Origin of the sequence: Marinomonas pontica (genome assembly GCF_036322735.1) — a bacterium.
GTDB lineage: Bacteria > Pseudomonadota > Gammaproteobacteria > Pseudomonadales > Marinomonadaceae > Marinomonas > Marinomonas pontica.
The window spans coordinates 2,215,036-2,230,949 of the sequence record NZ_AP027271.1 but is presented as its reverse complement, the minus strand read 5'-3'; the positions used below and the strand labels follow the sequence as shown (position 1 = coordinate 2,230,949).

Annotated in this window: 12 protein-coding genes; 7 read left to right on the top strand and 5 right to left on the bottom strand. The window is 44.4% G+C overall.

The window, feature by feature from the left end:
* Positions 1-28: 28 nt before the first annotated feature.
* Positions 29-1,435 (bottom strand): ATP-binding protein, encoded by a 1,407-nt coding sequence (locus tag AABA11_RS10495; RefSeq protein ID WP_338267690.1) that lies wholly within the window; start codon positions 1,433-1,435, stop codon positions 29-31.
* Positions 1,436-1,663: 228 nt separating this feature from the next.
* On the opposite strand from AABA11_RS10495, the gene AABA11_RS10490 reads away from it, so the two are divergent.
* From AABA11_RS10490 to AABA11_RS10480, 3 genes are all read left to right on the top strand, one after another.
* Positions 1,664-2,572: an acyltransferase gene (locus AABA11_RS10490; RefSeq protein WP_338269662.1), complete on the top strand. Its 909-nt coding sequence runs from the start codon at positions 1,664-1,666 to the stop codon at positions 2,570-2,572.
* 335 nt (positions 2,573-2,907) lie between these two features.
* Positions 2,908-3,624: a YebC/PmpR family DNA-binding transcriptional regulator gene (locus AABA11_RS10485; RefSeq protein WP_265730032.1), complete on the top strand. Its 717-nt coding sequence runs from the start codon at positions 2,908-2,910 to the stop codon at positions 3,622-3,624.
* A gap of 73 nt (positions 3,625-3,697) precedes the next feature.
* Positions 3,698-3,895, top strand: a complete 198-nt coding sequence (locus AABA11_RS10480) for a DUF1289 domain-containing protein (RefSeq protein ID WP_265730031.1) — start codon at positions 3,698-3,700, stop codon at positions 3,893-3,895.
* 29 nt (positions 3,896-3,924) lie between these two features.
* Here AABA11_RS10480 and AABA11_RS10475 read toward each other — a convergent pair whose 3' ends face one another.
* Positions 3,925-5,157: a glycosyltransferase gene (locus AABA11_RS10475; RefSeq protein ID WP_265730030.1), complete on the bottom strand. Its 1,233-nt coding sequence runs from the start codon at positions 5,155-5,157 to the stop codon at positions 3,925-3,927.
* A 164-nt stretch (positions 5,158-5,321) separates the two neighbouring features.
* Here AABA11_RS10475 and fabV point away from each other — a divergent pair, with 164 nt between their 5' ends.
* Both fabV and AABA11_RS10465 read left to right on the top strand, forming a co-directional pair.
* A complete protein-coding gene (gene fabV / locus AABA11_RS10470; protein ID WP_265730029.1) occupies positions 5,322-6,524 on the top strand; it encodes an enoyl-ACP reductase FabV in 1,203 nt (400 codons plus the stop codon).
* A gap of 102 nt (positions 6,525-6,626) precedes the next feature.
* A complete protein-coding gene (locus tag AABA11_RS10465; RefSeq protein WP_338267685.1) occupies positions 6,627-7,169 on the top strand; it encodes a hypothetical protein in 543 nt (180 codons plus the stop codon).
* 50 nt (positions 7,170-7,219) lie between these two features.
* Here the strand turns inward: AABA11_RS10465 and AABA11_RS10460 are convergent, their stop codons facing one another.
* From AABA11_RS10460 to ubiG, 3 genes are all read right to left on the bottom strand, one after another.
* Positions 7,220-10,081 carry an insulinase family protein gene (locus AABA11_RS10460; RefSeq protein WP_338267683.1) on the bottom strand — a complete coding sequence of 954 codons (2,862 nt, stop codon included), beginning with the start codon at positions 10,079-10,081 and terminating at the stop codon, positions 7,220-7,222.
* Positions 10,082-10,208: 127 nt separating this feature from the next.
* Positions 10,209-10,952 (bottom strand): YciK family oxidoreductase, encoded by a 744-nt coding sequence (locus tag AABA11_RS10455; RefSeq protein ID WP_338267680.1) that lies wholly within the window; start codon positions 10,950-10,952, stop codon positions 10,209-10,211.
* A gap of 20 nt (positions 10,953-10,972) precedes the next feature.
* Positions 10,973-11,695, bottom strand: coding sequence for a bifunctional 2-polyprenyl-6-hydroxyphenol methylase/3-demethylubiquinol 3-O-methyltransferase UbiG (ubiG, locus tag AABA11_RS10450; protein ID WP_338267678.1), 723 nt, complete (start codon positions 11,693-11,695; stop codon positions 10,973-10,975).
* Between the two features lie 348 nt (positions 11,696-12,043).
* On the opposite strand from ubiG, the gene gyrA reads away from it, so the two are divergent.
* Positions 12,044-14,731: a DNA gyrase subunit A gene (gene gyrA, locus AABA11_RS10445; RefSeq protein WP_338267675.1), complete on the top strand. Its 2,688-nt coding sequence runs from the start codon at positions 12,044-12,046 to the stop codon at positions 14,729-14,731.
* A gap of 103 nt (positions 14,732-14,834) precedes the next feature.
* Entirely contained in the window at positions 14,835-15,914 is a 1,080-nt protein-coding gene (gene serC, locus AABA11_RS10440) for a 3-phosphoserine/phosphohydroxythreonine transaminase (RefSeq protein WP_338267671.1), read from the top strand.

Genomic DNA, 15,914 nt, shown 5'->3' with positions numbered 1-15,914 from the left:
GTTATTCGTTCCTATTTGTTAAAAGAGGCTAATTTAAAGGAAATTCTATTTTTATACCCAATCCACCATCCGGTGAATGATAAGCGCTAATAGTTCCTTGATGTCCATCTACAATATTAGAGCATATGGCAAGACCTAAGCCTCTTCCTCCAGTAGCTCTATTTCTTGAATTTTCCACTCGGAAAAACTGTTCGAAAATTCTATTTTTGTCCTCATCACTGACTCCTGGTGCTGAATCCTCAAAGAGAATAATGGCTTTTTTCTGTGCTTTTTCGAGCTTAACCGTCAGTTTTCCGGGCGAGTTTGTGTATTTCAGTGAGTTGTTCATCAGGTTCGAAAACAATTGATGTAAACGATCTGAGTCTCCTGTCATCACAATCGGTTTTTTCTGAGAGTATTCAAATATCAGTTCTATTCCGGCTTCTTTAAAAGGAAGATTCATTGACTGCACTGTTTGCTCAATAATGTCATTGACCAGAATGTCGTCCATCTCATAACTTAAGCTTCCTACATCATGCATGGATAGCTGGTTTAAGTCATCAATAAGGCGAGCGATATGAAGCGTTTCCTGTTGTAACGAGGCCAAACTGTCAGGCGTTACTTTAATAATTCCGTCTTGCATGGCTTCAATTTCCCCACGCAATATAGCAACAGGTGTCCGCAGTTCATGGGCGGTATCGGCAACCCATCTTTTTCTGGCTTCTCTGGTGTGCTCTAAAGTACAGGCTAGATTATTAAAGTCACAACTCAGTCTGGAAAGTTCGTCTGAGCCTTTTACTGTGATTCTAGTCTCATATTTTCCTGCGGCCAATTTTTTTGTGGCGCGTTGCATTGATGTAATAGGCCGACTCAACCATTGAGCCAAAGGCCATGTTAACAGTGCCGCAATAGCCAGCATAAAGGCGGAAATCAGTAAAAAGGCTTCACCTTGTTGTCTTACAAAGCGCAAGGTTTGATCTTGTACCAGCTCACGAATTGAACGCAGACCAACGTATCCTACGGTTTTTTTATTGACCACAACCGCATGAGTCTCGGCGTCGGTAAAGTGCACTTTTCCTATGATGGGTTTCTGTTGCGCATCAAACAGCAAAAAGCGTTGTCGGTAATACTGTGACGGATAAATCAAATCTAAATTGGGCGTACTTGGTGGCGGAATCAAATCTCGAAGGTTTTCGAGTTTTGCTTGGTGCCATTCTGATTCCATTCGACTTTCTTGAACCAAAAAATACCAATCATCGTAATAAATGTAGAGGTTGGCGGTTCTATTGGCCATTTGCTCTAGAAAGTCGCGATCGCGCTCTGTTGCGTAGGAAACAAAACCACGGTCAAAACTCCATTGAAATACCTGCCACATAGAGACGATGAGCAATATGTTACTCAGAACAAAAACGGCAAACAGTTTATGGCGGATTTTTAACCCTTTGGTCATTGGCATAGCTGAAATAGTTGTCCTATTGCGTTCTTGTTAATTGGTAAGGAAGGATTTTCTCGAACTTTCCTTAACAAGGGTTAATGATGAATGATGTCAATTATGTCGTATTCTTTCTGTGTGTTTATTGGTCATTCTAATCGTCTGTTTACTATACAGTTTTATTGGGAAAGCTGGCTACTTAGCTTGCGTGTAAATAATGAGGATTTCCGTTAGTATAATGGGTTAATTTTGATGGTTTTGAGCGTATTTATGCCTGTGTTGTTTGTTCTTCGCGGTGTGCTTTCATTTATTTTAATTGTCCTGAACACATTGGCGTGTTTTGTGCCAGTTATGGTATTGGCGGTGGGTAAGCTTTTTTTGCCTTTTCCAGCTGTCCGCGCTGTGCTGAATGTTATTTTAGATCAGATTGCGACTTTTTGGATTGCGGTTAACAATCTAAATCAACGCCTTCTCGGACGATCCGATATACGTGTTTTTGGGGGGCAATCCTTCGCACGAAATGAATGGTACATGATAACGGCCAATCATCAGTCTTGGGTTGATATTCTGATACTTCAGCGCTTGTTTAATCGCCGCATTCCATTCATTAAATTTTTTCTAAAACGAGAGCTTATTTGGGTGCCCTTTATTGGTCTGGCTTGGTGGGCTTTGGAGTTTCCATTTATGAAGCGCTATAGCCAAGATCGACTCAAAAAACACCCTGAACTAAAAGGAAAAGACATCGAGGTTACTCAGAAAGCGTGTGAAAGGTTTCAACATTTCCCAGTGTCGATTATGAACTTCTTGGAAGGAACGCGTTTTACAAATCAAAAACAAGCACAGCAAGAAAGCAATTATAAGCATTTATTGATGCCCAAGGCGGGCGGCCTGTCGTTTGCCTTAAATGCAATGAACGGTAAATTGCATCAGTTAATAGACGTGACTATCGTGTATCCGAATGGAGCCCCTCGCTTTTTTGATTATCTTTGTGGGAAGGTCGCAAACATAAAGGTGCATATACGAGTCCTGCCGATTGACGCGGCGCTGTTGGGTGATTATCACAATGACCCTGAATACAGGGCGCATTTCCAGCAATGGGTGAATACCTTATGGCAGCAGAAAGACGCTCAGTTTGACTTGCTTGTTACTTCTTTAGATTAGACGGTTTGCTTTTAATCTACATGCACAGTCAGTTGGTTTTCTCTGTATCCTCATTGAGTTCTCAGCTTGCTGGCCTTATCCAATTCTCTGAGCCCGTTGGTGGTACGCCATTTTTTCCATGCCATTGTGATTCTTGCTGGCGCTTTCAGGCGACTGATTTGATATTGATGCGCCTCCACTAGAACAATAAATACTCGTTTGTGCGAGGGTTTTATAAGTGCTTTATTGGGGCCAAGAATGGCTTTTTATCGCATTTATACTGGGCTAGCAGTTCCTTCTTTTCAGGCGACACGTTAGAATCTCACTTTTAAGACTGTATAGAATAGGAATACGTAATGGGCAGAGCCTTTCAAAACCGCAAAGAGTCCATGGCAAAAACGTCTGATCAAAAAGCCAAGGTGTATAGCAAATACGGCCGTGAGATTTATGTGTGTGCTAAATCCGGTGGTATTGACCCGAATGGTAACTTGGCTTTACGTTCTCTGATTGACCGAGCTAAAAAAGATCAGGTGCCAACTCACGTTATCGATAAAGCAATTGATAAGGCGAAAGGTGGCGGTGGAGAAGACTTTGACACAGCACGTTACGAAGGTTTTGGTCCTGGTAACACGATGGTGATTGTGGACTGTTTGTCGGACAACCCAAACCGAACTTTTGGTGATGTTCGTACCTGCTTTAACAAGGTGAAATGCAAAATCGGTAGCCAAGGCAGTGTGAGTCACATGTTTGACCACAGTGCAATTTTTGTTTTCGCTGGAACCGATGAAGAAGCGGTTCTAGAAGCTTTGATGATGGCGGACGTGGATGTGACAGACATTGAGCTAGAAGATGGCAAAGTGACCGTGTTTGCACCGCATACCGATTACAGCAAAGCCAAAACCGCTCTAACGGATGCGTTTGGTGAAATCGAATTTGATGTCGATGAAATTCAATTTGTTGCACAAAACACAACTGAAATTCAAGGTGAAGAAGTGGAGCAGTTTGACCGTTTCTTAGACCTTTTGAACGATCTTGATGACGTTCAGCGCGTTTACCATAACGCAGAATACTGAGTGTTTACGTACTGGTAGAGACTTTTTTCTGCCAGTGCGTTGCTTTTTGGCTGCGAAATTAAGTAGATAGAAAATGTCACAACATAGACCACAAGTTAAATCCCCTTGCGTTAATGTTTGTCTGTTAGATGATAATGACGTATGTGTCGGGTGTTATCGAACGGGTAAAGAGATTAGCCAGTGGGGCAGTATGAATAAAGCGTCACAGCAGGCAGTGATGAAAAAAGTCCGCGAGCGTGAGGCCAAAAGTCAGTTTGTCAGTCACCACTGATTTTTGTATGTTCGCTCGCGAGAGTGTTGTTATTTATCGTCTTTTGCGTTCTTCAGCTCTATCCACTGAGACATGTATTGCGTGCTTTTGAGGCTGTGGTGTCGCAGCATCAAGCCTAAGAAATGTTTCTTTCTCAAGCTTTCCCTTAGTCGAACCTGTAGTTTTAATCGGTTGATTAATTTAGGTTCCCATTCTTCGGCTTGGTAGCGAGCTTGTAAAATTCTATGGCCATTCTGTTGCATGACTAACCAGCTTGTTTTGTCTTCATACAGGGAAACGGCCGCATCAACAAAAGTGTCTATGTCCTCTGTGATAACGCCATTCCATGGAAGTTCACCGTGCATGGATTCTGCTCCAATCGCCGTGGTGATACTGGGTGTTCCCATTTGCATGGCTTCGACTAATTTGCCTTTGATGCCGGCGCCAAAGCGAAGAGGTGCTAAGCACAATTTTGCTTGTTGCATTACCTGGTGAGCATTTTCTGCCCAGCCTTTTACTAAAAAGCCTTCTTTGGCATTGTGTAATTGGGTGGCTTTTGGTGGTGGGTAGGCGCCATAAATATGCATTTCTGCCTTAGGGAGTCGTTTGCGGATCTTGGGCCAGATTTCTGTTTTTAATTGCAGTACGGCATCCCAGTTGGGTGCGTGACGAAAGTTACCGATACTAATGAAATGCTGTCGTTCTTCGAAACGCGGTAGGGTGTCGGTGCCTTGCGGTGTTGGTAGCATAAAAGGCAGGTGCAAGACGTGAGTGTCTGGAACATGAAACTCGTCTATTAGAAGTTTGGCTTCCACTTCAGAAATCATCAAGGTTAGATCGCAGCGGTGTATGGCAGCGATCTCTCGAATACCATGGTCGGAATACAAGTCTTCTATGGAAAACTTTCTGTTTTGTTTAAGCGCATTGTGTCGCGCTTGTCTTAGTGAGTGCAGGTCTTCCGTGTTTAGTACTCGCAAGGATTCAGGGCTAAATTTTTCGACGCGCCAGCCAAATTGTTCTTCCATCATGAATCGATCAAACATCACAATGTCTGGTTTTTTGTCTGCGATATAAGTATCGAATGATGGGTCATTCAGTGCAATGTGATCTGCTTCTATGCCCAATTGAGATAAGTCTGTCATGTGCTCTGTTTGTTGAGCAGGACTTGCAAAAGATATTTTCCATTGTGCTTTGTGAAAGCTGTTGAGCAGCTGCATCATTCGACTGCCAGCAGCCGATGAATTAGGTTCTGGCCAGACGTAGCCGATGACAAGTAGATGCAAAGTGTGTTCTCTCAATAATGTGAGGCTTTTAGTTCTGTATTTTTAGCAGAATCAGGACATATTCGTCTTGCTATTGTATCATGGCGAGTAGATTTGTCTTGTTTGTCATATTTGATGTAATTGTCAGGCAAGACGTAAGCAAAACATGACGTTGAGAAGATATTATGATCATTAAACCAAAGATTCGCGGATTTATTTGTACAACAACACACCCAGTTGGTTGTGAGCAAAACGTAAGAGATCAAATCGCTTTTACTAAAAGCAAAGGGGCGATTGAAAATGGCCCTAAAAAAGTACTTGTGATTGGCGCGTCAAGTGGTTATGGATTGTCTTCTCGTATTGCAGCGGCATTCGGTTCTGGTGCGGCAACTATCGGTGTGTTCTTTGAAAAGCCTGGTACTGACAAAAAAACGGGTACAGCGGGTTGGTACAACTCAGCGGCTTTTGACAAAGTGGCTAAAGAAGAAGGTCTGTACGCGAAAAGTATTAACGGTGATGCTTTCTCAAACGAAGCGCGTGACACAGTGATTGATCTGATCAAGCAAGACCTTGGTCAAGTGGATATGGTTGTCTACTCTTTGGCTTCCCCTGTTCGTAAAATGCCTGAAACGGGTGAAGTGATCCGCTCTGTGCTTAAGCCGATCGGTCAGCCATACCGCTCCACGGCAATTGACACGAACAAAGATGTGATCATTGAAGCTGAGATTGAGCCAGCAACAGAAGAAGAAGTGGCGGCAACAACGACGGTAATGGGCGGTCAAGACTGGGAGCTTTGGATGTCGGCTTTGCAAGAAGCGGGCGTGTTGGCGGAAGGCGCTCGAACGGTTGCTTATTCTTATATTGGTTCTGATATCACTTGGCCGATTTATTGGCATGGTGCGTTGGGTAAGGCGAAAGAAGATTTGGATCGTGCTTCAGCGGCGATTGATGCGCAACTGGCTAAAATTGGCGGTGGCGCGAATGTTGCTGTATTGAAGTCTGTTGTTACTCAAGCTTCATCTGCGATTCCTGTGATGCCTTTGTATTTGGCAATGGTGTTCAAAGTGATGCGTGAAAAAGGCATTCATGAAGGTTGTATGGATCAGATCTATCGCATGTTCTCTGAGCGTTTATACAATAATCATAACCCGGCTGAATTGACGGATGATAAAAACCGTTTGCGTTTAGACGATTGGGAGTTGCGTGAAGATGTTCAGCAGGCGTGTCGTGAACTTTGGCCGCAGGTGAATGATGCAAACCTTTTTGCTGAAACAGATTACCAGCTTTATAAAGATGAATTTTTGAAGTTGTTCGGTTTTGGCGTAGACGGTGTTGATTACGATGCGGAAGCCAATCCTGAAGCGGATTTTGATGTTATCACGCTTTAGTTTGCTGTCTAGGTAACGGAAAGGAGTTCAAACTTAGTTTGAGCTCCTTTTTTTATGTGTTTTTATCTCTTATAGTGAGTAGGGTCTTATTTCGAGGTCATTATGAAATACTTATTGTTTTGCTCTGCGATTCTGCCGCTATGCGTGAGTGCTCAGACTGTCGTTCGTCAGCCTGTGGATATTATTTATGGCAATCAGGTCATCCATTCTCAACATCAAGTTGTGATGAGCTCCCAAGAGGAAGTGGCTGTTATTCCTGCTGAAAAAGCCCAAACCACTTTGGGTCCTAATATTGTCATCACGGCAGACAGTAAAGGGATGTCTTATCTGGAAGAGAATGCCATTGCGGAGCGTGAGCAAGCCATTTACGATGAGGTGAATAAGCGAACAGAAGAGGCGCCTTTTACGGTTTTGTTCACGGGGAATATACCAGAAGATATTCAGGCTAAGCGATTACGAATGCTGCCTGAGGTGGGTATTTTTGGTGATCAAGCAAGAGCAAATGACGCAGCCTCTGACAATGTGAAGCCGGATGTTGGTGACTTTTCACCTATCGGTAAAAGTGCATCGCCAACGGCAGAAAGCGGTGCAAAGGGAGCGCCGGCGACCGACGCCGAGAAATTGGAGCGCCTGATCGGCGGGTAATGTCTCGTGTTCTATCCGCTGTGTTCTCGTTGTTGTGTGCGATGTTGGCATTAGAGGTTATTGCTGGTTGGCGTGGTTTCTTTCCAACTCTGTTGTTCTGTCAAAGTGGTTGGAAATGTTTGGTTGTGTATGATTATTTTTGCTGTGTCTTTTGATTGAAGCTTGCGCTTTATAAATTCAAGAAAGTCTTCTCGCTGTATTTTTTCCACATGGTGAATCCAATCTTCTTTCGTTTGAAAGTCTGGCGAGGTTGGCTTGGCTATTTGGTGCCATTCCTCTATAGCGTTGTCGCTTAAATTCTTAGCTTCTCTTCTGAGTTGTTGTAATAACGCTTTTTTAGCGTTATCGAATTCCGAAGTGGAGACGTTGGGTAACCTTTCTCTTTGCTCAGTAAGAAAGTCTTCCATGGCGTTGATAATGGTTGATGTGTCGTTATTGGGGGATTGTACCAGTAATCCTAGAATTGGCGTATTGCGGGTGCTCAGGTCTTGAACGCCCACAATGTAGCCCAGTTGTTGGTCTGTGCGTAATTCTTGATAAAAAGGGCTACTTATTAGCGTTCGCAAGATAGAAAAATACGCCTTTTCTGTGATGGCTTTGTTCTTTGTCTGGCTGCTTGTATCAATTAGGGCGTAGAGGACGGCACAATCGTCACTTGTTGACGGAAATTGGTAGTGATGTCTTCCTTGTGGCGTTAAGGGTTTGGTTTCGATTTCCAAAGGTTTTCTTGAAATTAGTCTGTCTTTGAAGCGAAGGAAGATGGACTGTGCAAGTTGAATAGACTGCTCTTTCGTGGTGTTGCCTGTGCTGTATCCAACGATGTCAAACTTTTCTCTTGCCTGCTTTGTAAAGGCTTGTAGATCTTGTAATGTCAATGAATCTAGCGCTTCTTTGAGTTGTTCTGTGGTGAAGCTGTTTTTGGTGATGAGTATATTCAATGCGCTGTTGGCGTTGTTGTAAGCTTGTCGGCTTTTTTGGTTGTTTAGATCTGTCTCAAGCTGTTTTTTGGCAAGGTTAAAGCGTTCTAATGTGGGGCGAAACAGGAATAATTGGTCGATTAGCCAGATTTCATAGTTGTTCTGTTTGTCTGAATAGCCACTGGTTCGTAAAGTTACGCCATTGCTGTGCGGATAAAAGGAATAGCCTAGGCCAGCAATGTAAGGAGCATAGGTGAGTTCACTGATGCTGTCATTAAATAAACGAGTCCAAAGGCGGTTGAGTAGTGTGCGTTTGGCTGTGTCAGCGGCGTGATCGAACCTGATGGCAAGGAAGTTCATTGCGGTTGGTTTGGCAAAACTCGGGTCAGATTTATTCCAATACGTGATGCCTTTTTTTTCAAAGATGATTTTTGGCTCGGTGTCTTGTTCGGTCACTATTGCTAGTGACTCTGGAATAAAAGGGTTTTTTTCGGGAAGGCTGACGTGAGTGTTTTTTACCGATAGGTTAATGATATTTGCCAGTGATTGGCTGATGTTGTTATTGCTGTATTCGCTGTTATACCAAGGTTCTATTTGCCACGTCGGAGTCTTTTTTGTCCAGCTTTCTGGGAACGTTTTGTCTGTGACGAGCTGTATGAGTAATTTGTCTGGGTTGAGCTGTTGCAGCAGTGTTTGAACTTGTTGATCGCTGGCGGCGGTTTCTAGGCGAAAGCTGCTCAATATGTCTTCGGTTGGTACGTTGAGCATTTTGGCGGAGAGTGTTCTTGCTAGGTTTTGTGGGTCAACATAGTTCTGATGATTGAACATGAGTTGGCTGAGTTTTAGTCCCTCTTGTAAGTAAAGTGGGTTTACCGGTGAGGACTTGAGTAGGCTGATGGTGGCGAAGGTGCGTCTTGCAACGGTCTCTATTTGAGTTAGGCCATCGTTTGTTAGGCGAATTTTCAGCTGAAAGAAGGCGTGATTGCCGTAGTCTGTGCTAATACCTGCTGACAAACCACTGATCAGTCCTTCAGATTTTAGTGATGCGTAAAGGGATCCCTTGTTTTCATTCCCAAGAATGTAGGAGAGGTAGCGAGAGGGTTGAGTTTTGTAGTTATTCCCTTGTGCATCGATCTGGTAATAGAGATTCAGAGTGTTGTTGTCGATTAACGAGCGAACAAATTGTAACTTGGTTTTGTTTGAATTAATGAGCTCTGGAAGGTGGTCATTATGCGGTGTGTGGTGGTTTGAAATGCCTGAAAAGTAGTCTTTTGCCAGTGCTGCCAGTTGGCTATAAGGTAAATTTGCAACCAAAACAAGCGCCATGTTTTCGGCATAGTAGTTATTTTTATACAGTGTGAGTAGTTGCTTTCGTAATGGGCTGCCTGGCCTATCTTTAAGGGTTTCAAGACTGCCTACGGTGAAGCGGCTGTAGGGGTGGTCTGGGTTTATGAGTGTTTTTAAAGCTTGGTTGTTACGGCGATTTTCGTCTTTTAATTTGGCTTTGTACTCGGCATCAACCGCGTTTTTCTCTCTTTGAGCCAATTCATCGCTGAATAGTGGCGAAATGAAAAATTGGGAAAACCTATCCAGCGCGCCTTCGTAGGCGGAAGGCGTAATGTCGAAATAATAATTCGTAGTGTCTGTGCTTGTATAAGCGTTATGGGAGCCGCCGTGTGTGTTGATATAGGACTGATAGTTGCCGGGTTCTGGAAATTTTTCCGTGCCTAAAAAAAGCATGTGTTCGAGGAAGTGGGCTAGCCCTTGTTGGTTTTTGGGGTCTTGGAAGCTGCCCACTTTCACAGACAGTGACGCGGAGTAACGCTCGGCTTGAGGGTCGCTGACCAGTAATACCTTTAGATGGTTAGGGAGGGTGATCAGGTGATAACTGTTTTTGTCACTGGTGCTTTTATTTTGAATGGTCAAAATTGGACTGTTGATCATGGTATTCGTATTGTCTTTGGTTGGATGTGTGTTGTCCGCATGAGTTGACATGGTAAGAAATGCGCTAAATAGCAGGATAAATACAGTGAGTTTTTTTCTGGTTTTGATCATGTGTTCAGGTTAACTGAAGCGCGTGATGTGATGCAATGGGTAGTGTGCAACCCATTGCATCTTATTGTTACTGGGCGTTAATGGACTGACCGTTTATGTCAATGCTGTCTTTGCCCATTAGATATAGATAGAGCGGCATGATCTCTTCGGTTGTTGCAAGAGTGTCTGGGTTCTCTTCTGGGTACGCGCTGGCGCGCATGTTGGTTCTGGTTGCGCCGGGGTTGATCGCGTTTGCTCTGATGTTGGGAGACAGTTCGGAAAGCTCGCTGGAGAAAAGTTGCATCATGGCTTCGGTTGCGAATTTTGAAACAGCATAGGCGCCCCAATTTGGTTTTGCTACTCTACCAACGCCCGAAGATGTGAAAATAATAGAGGCGCTTTCTGCTTTTTGTAGAAGTGGAAGCAGTGCTTGGTTGAGCAGTAGTTGGCTTGTTACGTTTACGCGCATAACTTGCTCAAATAGTGTTGGGTCGTAGGTGGCGAGACTGGTTCTTTCGCCTAACAAGCTGGCATTGTGCAGGATGCCATCAAGGTGCCCAAATTCACTTTCGATGGTGTTGGCAAGTTCAATGTAATCGTGCTCGGCGGCACCGTCCAAGTTTAATGGAACGATGGCTGCCTGAGGGTATTTTTGTTGCTCAATGTAGTCATATACGGCTTCAAGTTTTTTGGTTGTGCGGCCTAGTAGGATGACGGTTGCACCGTGTTTGGCATAAGTAATGGCGGCGGTTTTACCTATGCCGTCACCAGCGCCTGTAACAAGAATGACCTTGCCTGTTAGTAGTTGGCTTGGGGCTTGATAGTCGAACATATCTCCTCCTTGTGCCTTTATTAGGCTTCTATTTTTTGGGTATGCATTAAATAGTTAACGGACACGTCTTTGTCGTTAAGTCTGTAGATTTTGGTAAGTGGGTTATAGGTCATTCCTGTCATGTGCTTAACTTCTAATCCAGCCGCTCTTGCGTAATTGTTTAGTTCTGCAGGCTGGATGAATTTTGCGTAATCGTGTGTTCCTTTTGGCAGCATGTTAAGAATGTATTCCGCGCCAATGATCGCAAAAAGATAGGCCTTCGGGTTTCTGTTAATGGTAGAGAAAAATACGTGCCCCCCCGGTTTGACTAATGTCATGCAGGCCTTGATGACTGACGAAGGGTCTGGAACGTGCTCTAGCATTTCTAGGCAAGTGACTACGTCGTACTGTCCGGCTTCGCGTTGGGCTATTTCTTCTGCTGTGATTTTTTCGTAATCGATGTCAAGTTTGGATTCTTCTTTGTGGAGTTTGGCTACAGCCAGAGGGGCTTCTCCCATGTCGATGCCTTTGACGTTGGCGCCCAGTTTTGCCATGGCTTCAGAAAGAATGCCTCCGCCGCAGCCCACATCAATGACTTTTTTGCCTTGTAGTCCTTCGGCGCGTTCGTTGATGTATTGCGTGCGCAATGGGTTGATGTCGTGCAGTGGTTTGAATTCATTTTCAGTGTCCCACCAGCGACTGGCCAGCGCTTCAAACTTGGCTACTTCATTTAAGTCTACGTTGTCTTGTTGATTTGTTGTCATTTATGCGGTGTCCGTCTTTGTGTTGCTGAAGGTGGCAGGCTCGATGTATTGAGTTGCGCTGCGTGTTTTTCTTCTGTGAATTTGTACGTGCTTTCACATTTAATTGGATTCATGCTTTTTCTAGTATAGCGCCAACCCAAGGGTCGACCAATAGCAAACTTACTTTGTCTTAGTTGAGTATACCTGATGTTTCCGGTGTCGGGATTGGGAGTCGTTATAAATGCAATATAGGGCAACAAAACATGCTCCTGAAGGGGTGTTATTTATTTCCTTATGGTACAATGCGGCGCTTATAAAAAGATATTAAGGGGTCTTTTTGACTCCGAGGCATAAGGATCGATTGTATCTATGGGTGAATTAGCCAAAGAAATTATTCCCGTCAGTATCGAAAATGAACTAAAGGGATCTTACCTAGATTACGCCATGAGTGTAATTGTAGGTCGAGCATTGCCTGATGTGCGAGACGGGTTAAAACCTGTTCACCGTCGCGTTCTATTTGCGATGAATGAACTTAAAAATGATTGGAATAAACCGTACAAAAAATCGGCGCGTATCGTCGGTGATGTAATCGGTAAATATCACCCGCATGGTGATTCCGCCGTATATGATACGATTGTTCGTATGGCGCAGCCTTTCTCAATGCGTTACACCTTGGTCGATGGTCAAGGTAACTTCGGTTCTGTCGATGGTGACAGTGCAGCAGCAATGCGTTATACCGAAATTCGTATGGCGAAAATTTCCCATCATCTTTTGATGGACCTTGAGAAAGAGACCGTTGATTTCGTACCTAACTACGATGGTACGGAGTTTATGCCTGAAGTGTTACCTGCGCGCGTGCCGGGGCTGTTGGTAAATGGCTCAGCTGGTATTGCGGTTGGTATGGCGACTAACATCCCACCTCATAACCTTGGCGAAATTATCGATGGTTGTCTTGCTGTTATTGATAATGCAGACATCACTATTGATGAGCTGATTGACCACATTCCTGGACCAGACTTCCCAACGGGGGCGTTTATAAATGGTCGTGCAGGGATCATTGAGGCCTACAAAACAGGTCGTGGTCGCATTTATATGCGTGCTCGCCATCATTTTGAAGACATGGAAAAAGGCAACCGCCAATCTATCGTCTTTACTGAAATTCCATATCAGTTAAATAAAGCGAAAGTGATTGAAAAAATCGCTGAGCTTGTAAAAGAGAAAAAACTGGAAGGCATCAGTGAACTTCGCGATGAGTCCGATAAGGACGGCATGCGCATCGTTATTGAATTGCGTCGCGGTGAAAACCCAGATGTGGTTGTCAATAATATCTTTTCACAAACTCAGTTACAGTCTGTATTCGGTATGAATATGGTGGCTTTGGTTGATGGTCGACCTCAGTTGCTAAACCTTAAGCAGATTCTAGAATGCTTTGTTAAACACCGCCGAGAGGTGGTAACGCGTCGTACTATATTTGAATTGCGTAAAGCGCGTGAGCGCGGCCATATTCTTGAAGGTTTGGCGGTTTCTCTTGCCAATATCGATCGCGTCATTGAGTTGATTCGAACGTCTCCTACCTCGGCTGAAGCAAAAGAAAAACTAGTTGGCGAGTCTTGGCAGCCAGGTAATGTGGTTGCCATGCTTGAGCGTGCTGGTGCGGATGCGTGTCGTCCGGATGATCTTGAAGCGGGGTATGGGTTTGTAGACGGTGCATATCATTTGTCACCTGACCAAGCGCAAGCGATTTTGGATTTGCGCCTGCATCGTTTGACCGGGTTAGAGCATGATAAGTTGCTTGGCGAGTACAAATCCCTGATTGATTTGATCGGCGAATTGCTAAATATTTTGTCTAACCCAGATCGTTTGATGGAAGTCATTCGTGAAGAGTTGGAAGAAGTGCGTGACACTTTCGGTGATGCGCGTCGCACTGAAATTTTGACATCTCGCCAAGACCTGACCATTGCTGATTTGATTGATGAAGCGCCTATGGTTGTCACAATTTCAAATACCGGCTACGCAAAATCTCAGCCGTTGGAAGAGTACCAAGCGCAACGTCGTGGTGGCCGTGGAAAATCGTCTGCCAGCATGAAAGACGAAGATCACATTGAGCATTTGTTGGTTACCAGCAGTCATGACACCATCATGCTATTTAGTAACTTCGGTAAGGTTTACTGGTTGCGTGTGTTCGAAATTCCAGTGGCGAGCCGCAGTGCGAAAGGTCGTCCTATTGTCAACTTGTTGCCGTTGAGAGAAGGCGAATCTATCTCTGCGCTATTACCTTTGCCGGTTGTTGAAGTGACTGAAAATGAAGCGGAAACAGACGATGACGTCGCTGATGACGCAATGGTTGAAGCAAGTAGCTATATCTTTATGGCGACGGCAAACGGAACAGTTAAGAAAACAGCAATGCAGCATTTTGCTCGTCCGCGCTCGACGGGGTTGATTGCGCTTAGCCTAGACGAAACAGATGAATTGGTTGGTGTGTCGGTTACCAATGGTGACAACGATATCATGTTGGTTTCTTCTTCTGGTAAGACGATTCGATTCAAAGAGTCAGATGTTCGCGCTATGGGTCGAACTGCGGCAGGTGTCCGTGGTATTCGCTTGAGTGAAGGCGCTAAAGTGGTTTCTCTTATTGTTCCACAAGAGGGTTCTGCGGTATTGATGGCTTGTGAAAACGGCTACGGTAAGCGTACGTTGGTTGAAGACTTCCCTGTATACGGTCGTGGTGGTCAAGGTGTTATCGGTATTCAAGTTTCCGAGCGTAATGGGCCAGTGGTTGGTGCGGCTCAGGTGGATGAGACCGATGAGATTATTTTGATTACCGATCAAGGGACCTTGGTTCGTACTCGAGTGACAGAAGTGTCGTGTCAGGGTCGAAATACTCAAGGGGTTACTTTGATTCGATTGACCAATGATGAACATTTGGTCGGTATTGAACGTGTCGTTGAAGATGATGAAGAAGATGTTGAGATTGATGAAGCGGATGACGCTGTTGTTGATCAGGCGCCAAGCGATGGCGACGAATCTCCTGATGTCATTGATGACGAGGCGGAATAAATAATAAAGCGACGCACTTAGGTGCGTCGCTTTTGTTGTAGATCGTTCTTGTAAATTGTTCTTGTAAAGTAACTCCTGAAAATACTAGAGGTAAATAAGCAGGATGAGCCGAGTATATAATTTTTGTTCTGGTCCAGCCGCCTTGCCAGAAGCCGTTTTGAAAAAAGCGCAGGCTGAAATGTTGGATTGGCACGGTGCTGGTGTGTCTGTGATGGAAATGAGTCATCGCAGTGATGAATTTATGTCTATCTTGGCATCAGCAAAAGCACGTTTAAAACGTTTGCTTGATATTAACGATGATTATGAAGTGTTGTTTGTTCAAGGTGGGGCGTCAACTTTATTTGCTCAGATTCCAGCAAATTTAGCAAACGGCTATGACTCGGCTTGTTTCTTGGATACGGGCGCTTGGTCCACAAAAGCAATCAAAGAAGCGAAAAGATACACAAATGTAAAAGTGGTCGGTTCTTCTAAAGAGCAGAACTACACGACCGTTCCTGAGTTTTCTACACTTGAACTGGATGAGAGTGCGGCTTATCTTCATATTTGTCCAAATGAAACCATTGGTGGTGTGGAGTTTGCTGATCTTCCTGAAACGACGTTGCCCATCGTTGCTGATCTGTCTTCTACTATTTTGTCTCGTAAAATTGATGTCAGTAAGTATGGCGTTATTTATGCGGGCGCGCAGAAAAATGTTGGTCCTGCTGGTGTTGTGATCTGCATCATTCGCAAAGATTTGTTGGCGCGCAGTAGTGACGAGTTGCCGTCAATCTGGAATTTTGCGAATTTGGCAGCGAATGACTCCATGATTAACACTCCGCCAACGTTTGCCATTTATTTGGCTGATTTAGTGTTTGAATGGTTGGAAGCGCAAGGGGGGGTTGAGGCGATTGAGGCGGTCAACATTCGTAAGGCAAAAGCGTTATACGATTTTATTGATTCTAGTGATTTTTATTCAAATCCGGTTGAGCCTGCGTATCGATCTCGTATGAATGTGCCGTTTATTTTGGCTGACGAGTCTCTTGAGTCGCTTTTCTTGCAGGAGTCTGAAGCCGCTGGCCTTCGTACTTTGGCTGGTCATCGCTCTGTTGGTGGTATGCGTGCAAGTATATATAACGCAATGCCTATGGAAGGGATTGAGGCTTTGATTGATTTTATGCGTGGCTTTGAACAGCGTCACGGATAA

What these genes read in the sequence shown, in the direction of transcription:
- gyrA (WP_338267675.1), top strand. Translation starts at nt 12,044, where the DNA reads ATGGGTGAATTAGCCAAAGAAATTATTCCCGTCAGTATCGAAAATGAA.
- serC (WP_338267671.1), top strand. Translation starts at nt 14,835, where the DNA reads ATGAGCCGAGTATATAATTTTTGTTCTGGTCCAGCCGCCTTGCCAGAA.
- fabV (WP_265730029.1), top strand. Translation starts at nt 5,322, where the DNA reads ATGATCATTAAACCAAAGATTCGCGGATTTATTTGTACAACAACACAC.
- AABA11_RS10485 (WP_265730032.1), top strand. Translation starts at nt 2,908, where the DNA reads ATGGGCAGAGCCTTTCAAAACCGCAAAGAGTCCATGGCAAAAACGTCT.
- AABA11_RS10490 (WP_338269662.1), top strand. Translation starts at nt 1,664, where the DNA reads ATGGTTTTGAGCGTATTTATGCCTGTGTTGTTTGTTCTTCGCGGTGTG.
- AABA11_RS10495 (WP_338267690.1), bottom strand. Translation starts at nt 1,435, where the DNA reads ATGCCAATGACCAAAGGGTTAAAAATCCGCCATAAACTGTTTGCCGTT.
- AABA11_RS10480 (WP_265730031.1), top strand. Translation starts at nt 3,698, where the DNA reads ATGTCACAACATAGACCACAAGTTAAATCCCCTTGCGTTAATGTTTGT.
- AABA11_RS10465 (WP_338267685.1), top strand. Translation starts at nt 6,627, where the DNA reads ATGAAATACTTATTGTTTTGCTCTGCGATTCTGCCGCTATGCGTGAGT.
- AABA11_RS10460 (WP_338267683.1), bottom strand. Translation starts at nt 10,081, where the DNA reads ATGTCAACTCATGCGGACAACACACATCCAACCAAAGACAATACGAAT.
- ubiG (WP_338267678.1), bottom strand. Translation starts at nt 11,695, where the DNA reads ATGACAACAAATCAACAAGACAACGTAGACTTAAATGAAGTAGCCAAG.
- AABA11_RS10455 (WP_338267680.1), bottom strand. Translation starts at nt 10,952, where the DNA reads ATGTTCGACTATCAAGCCCCAAGCCAACTACTAACAGGCAAGGTCATT.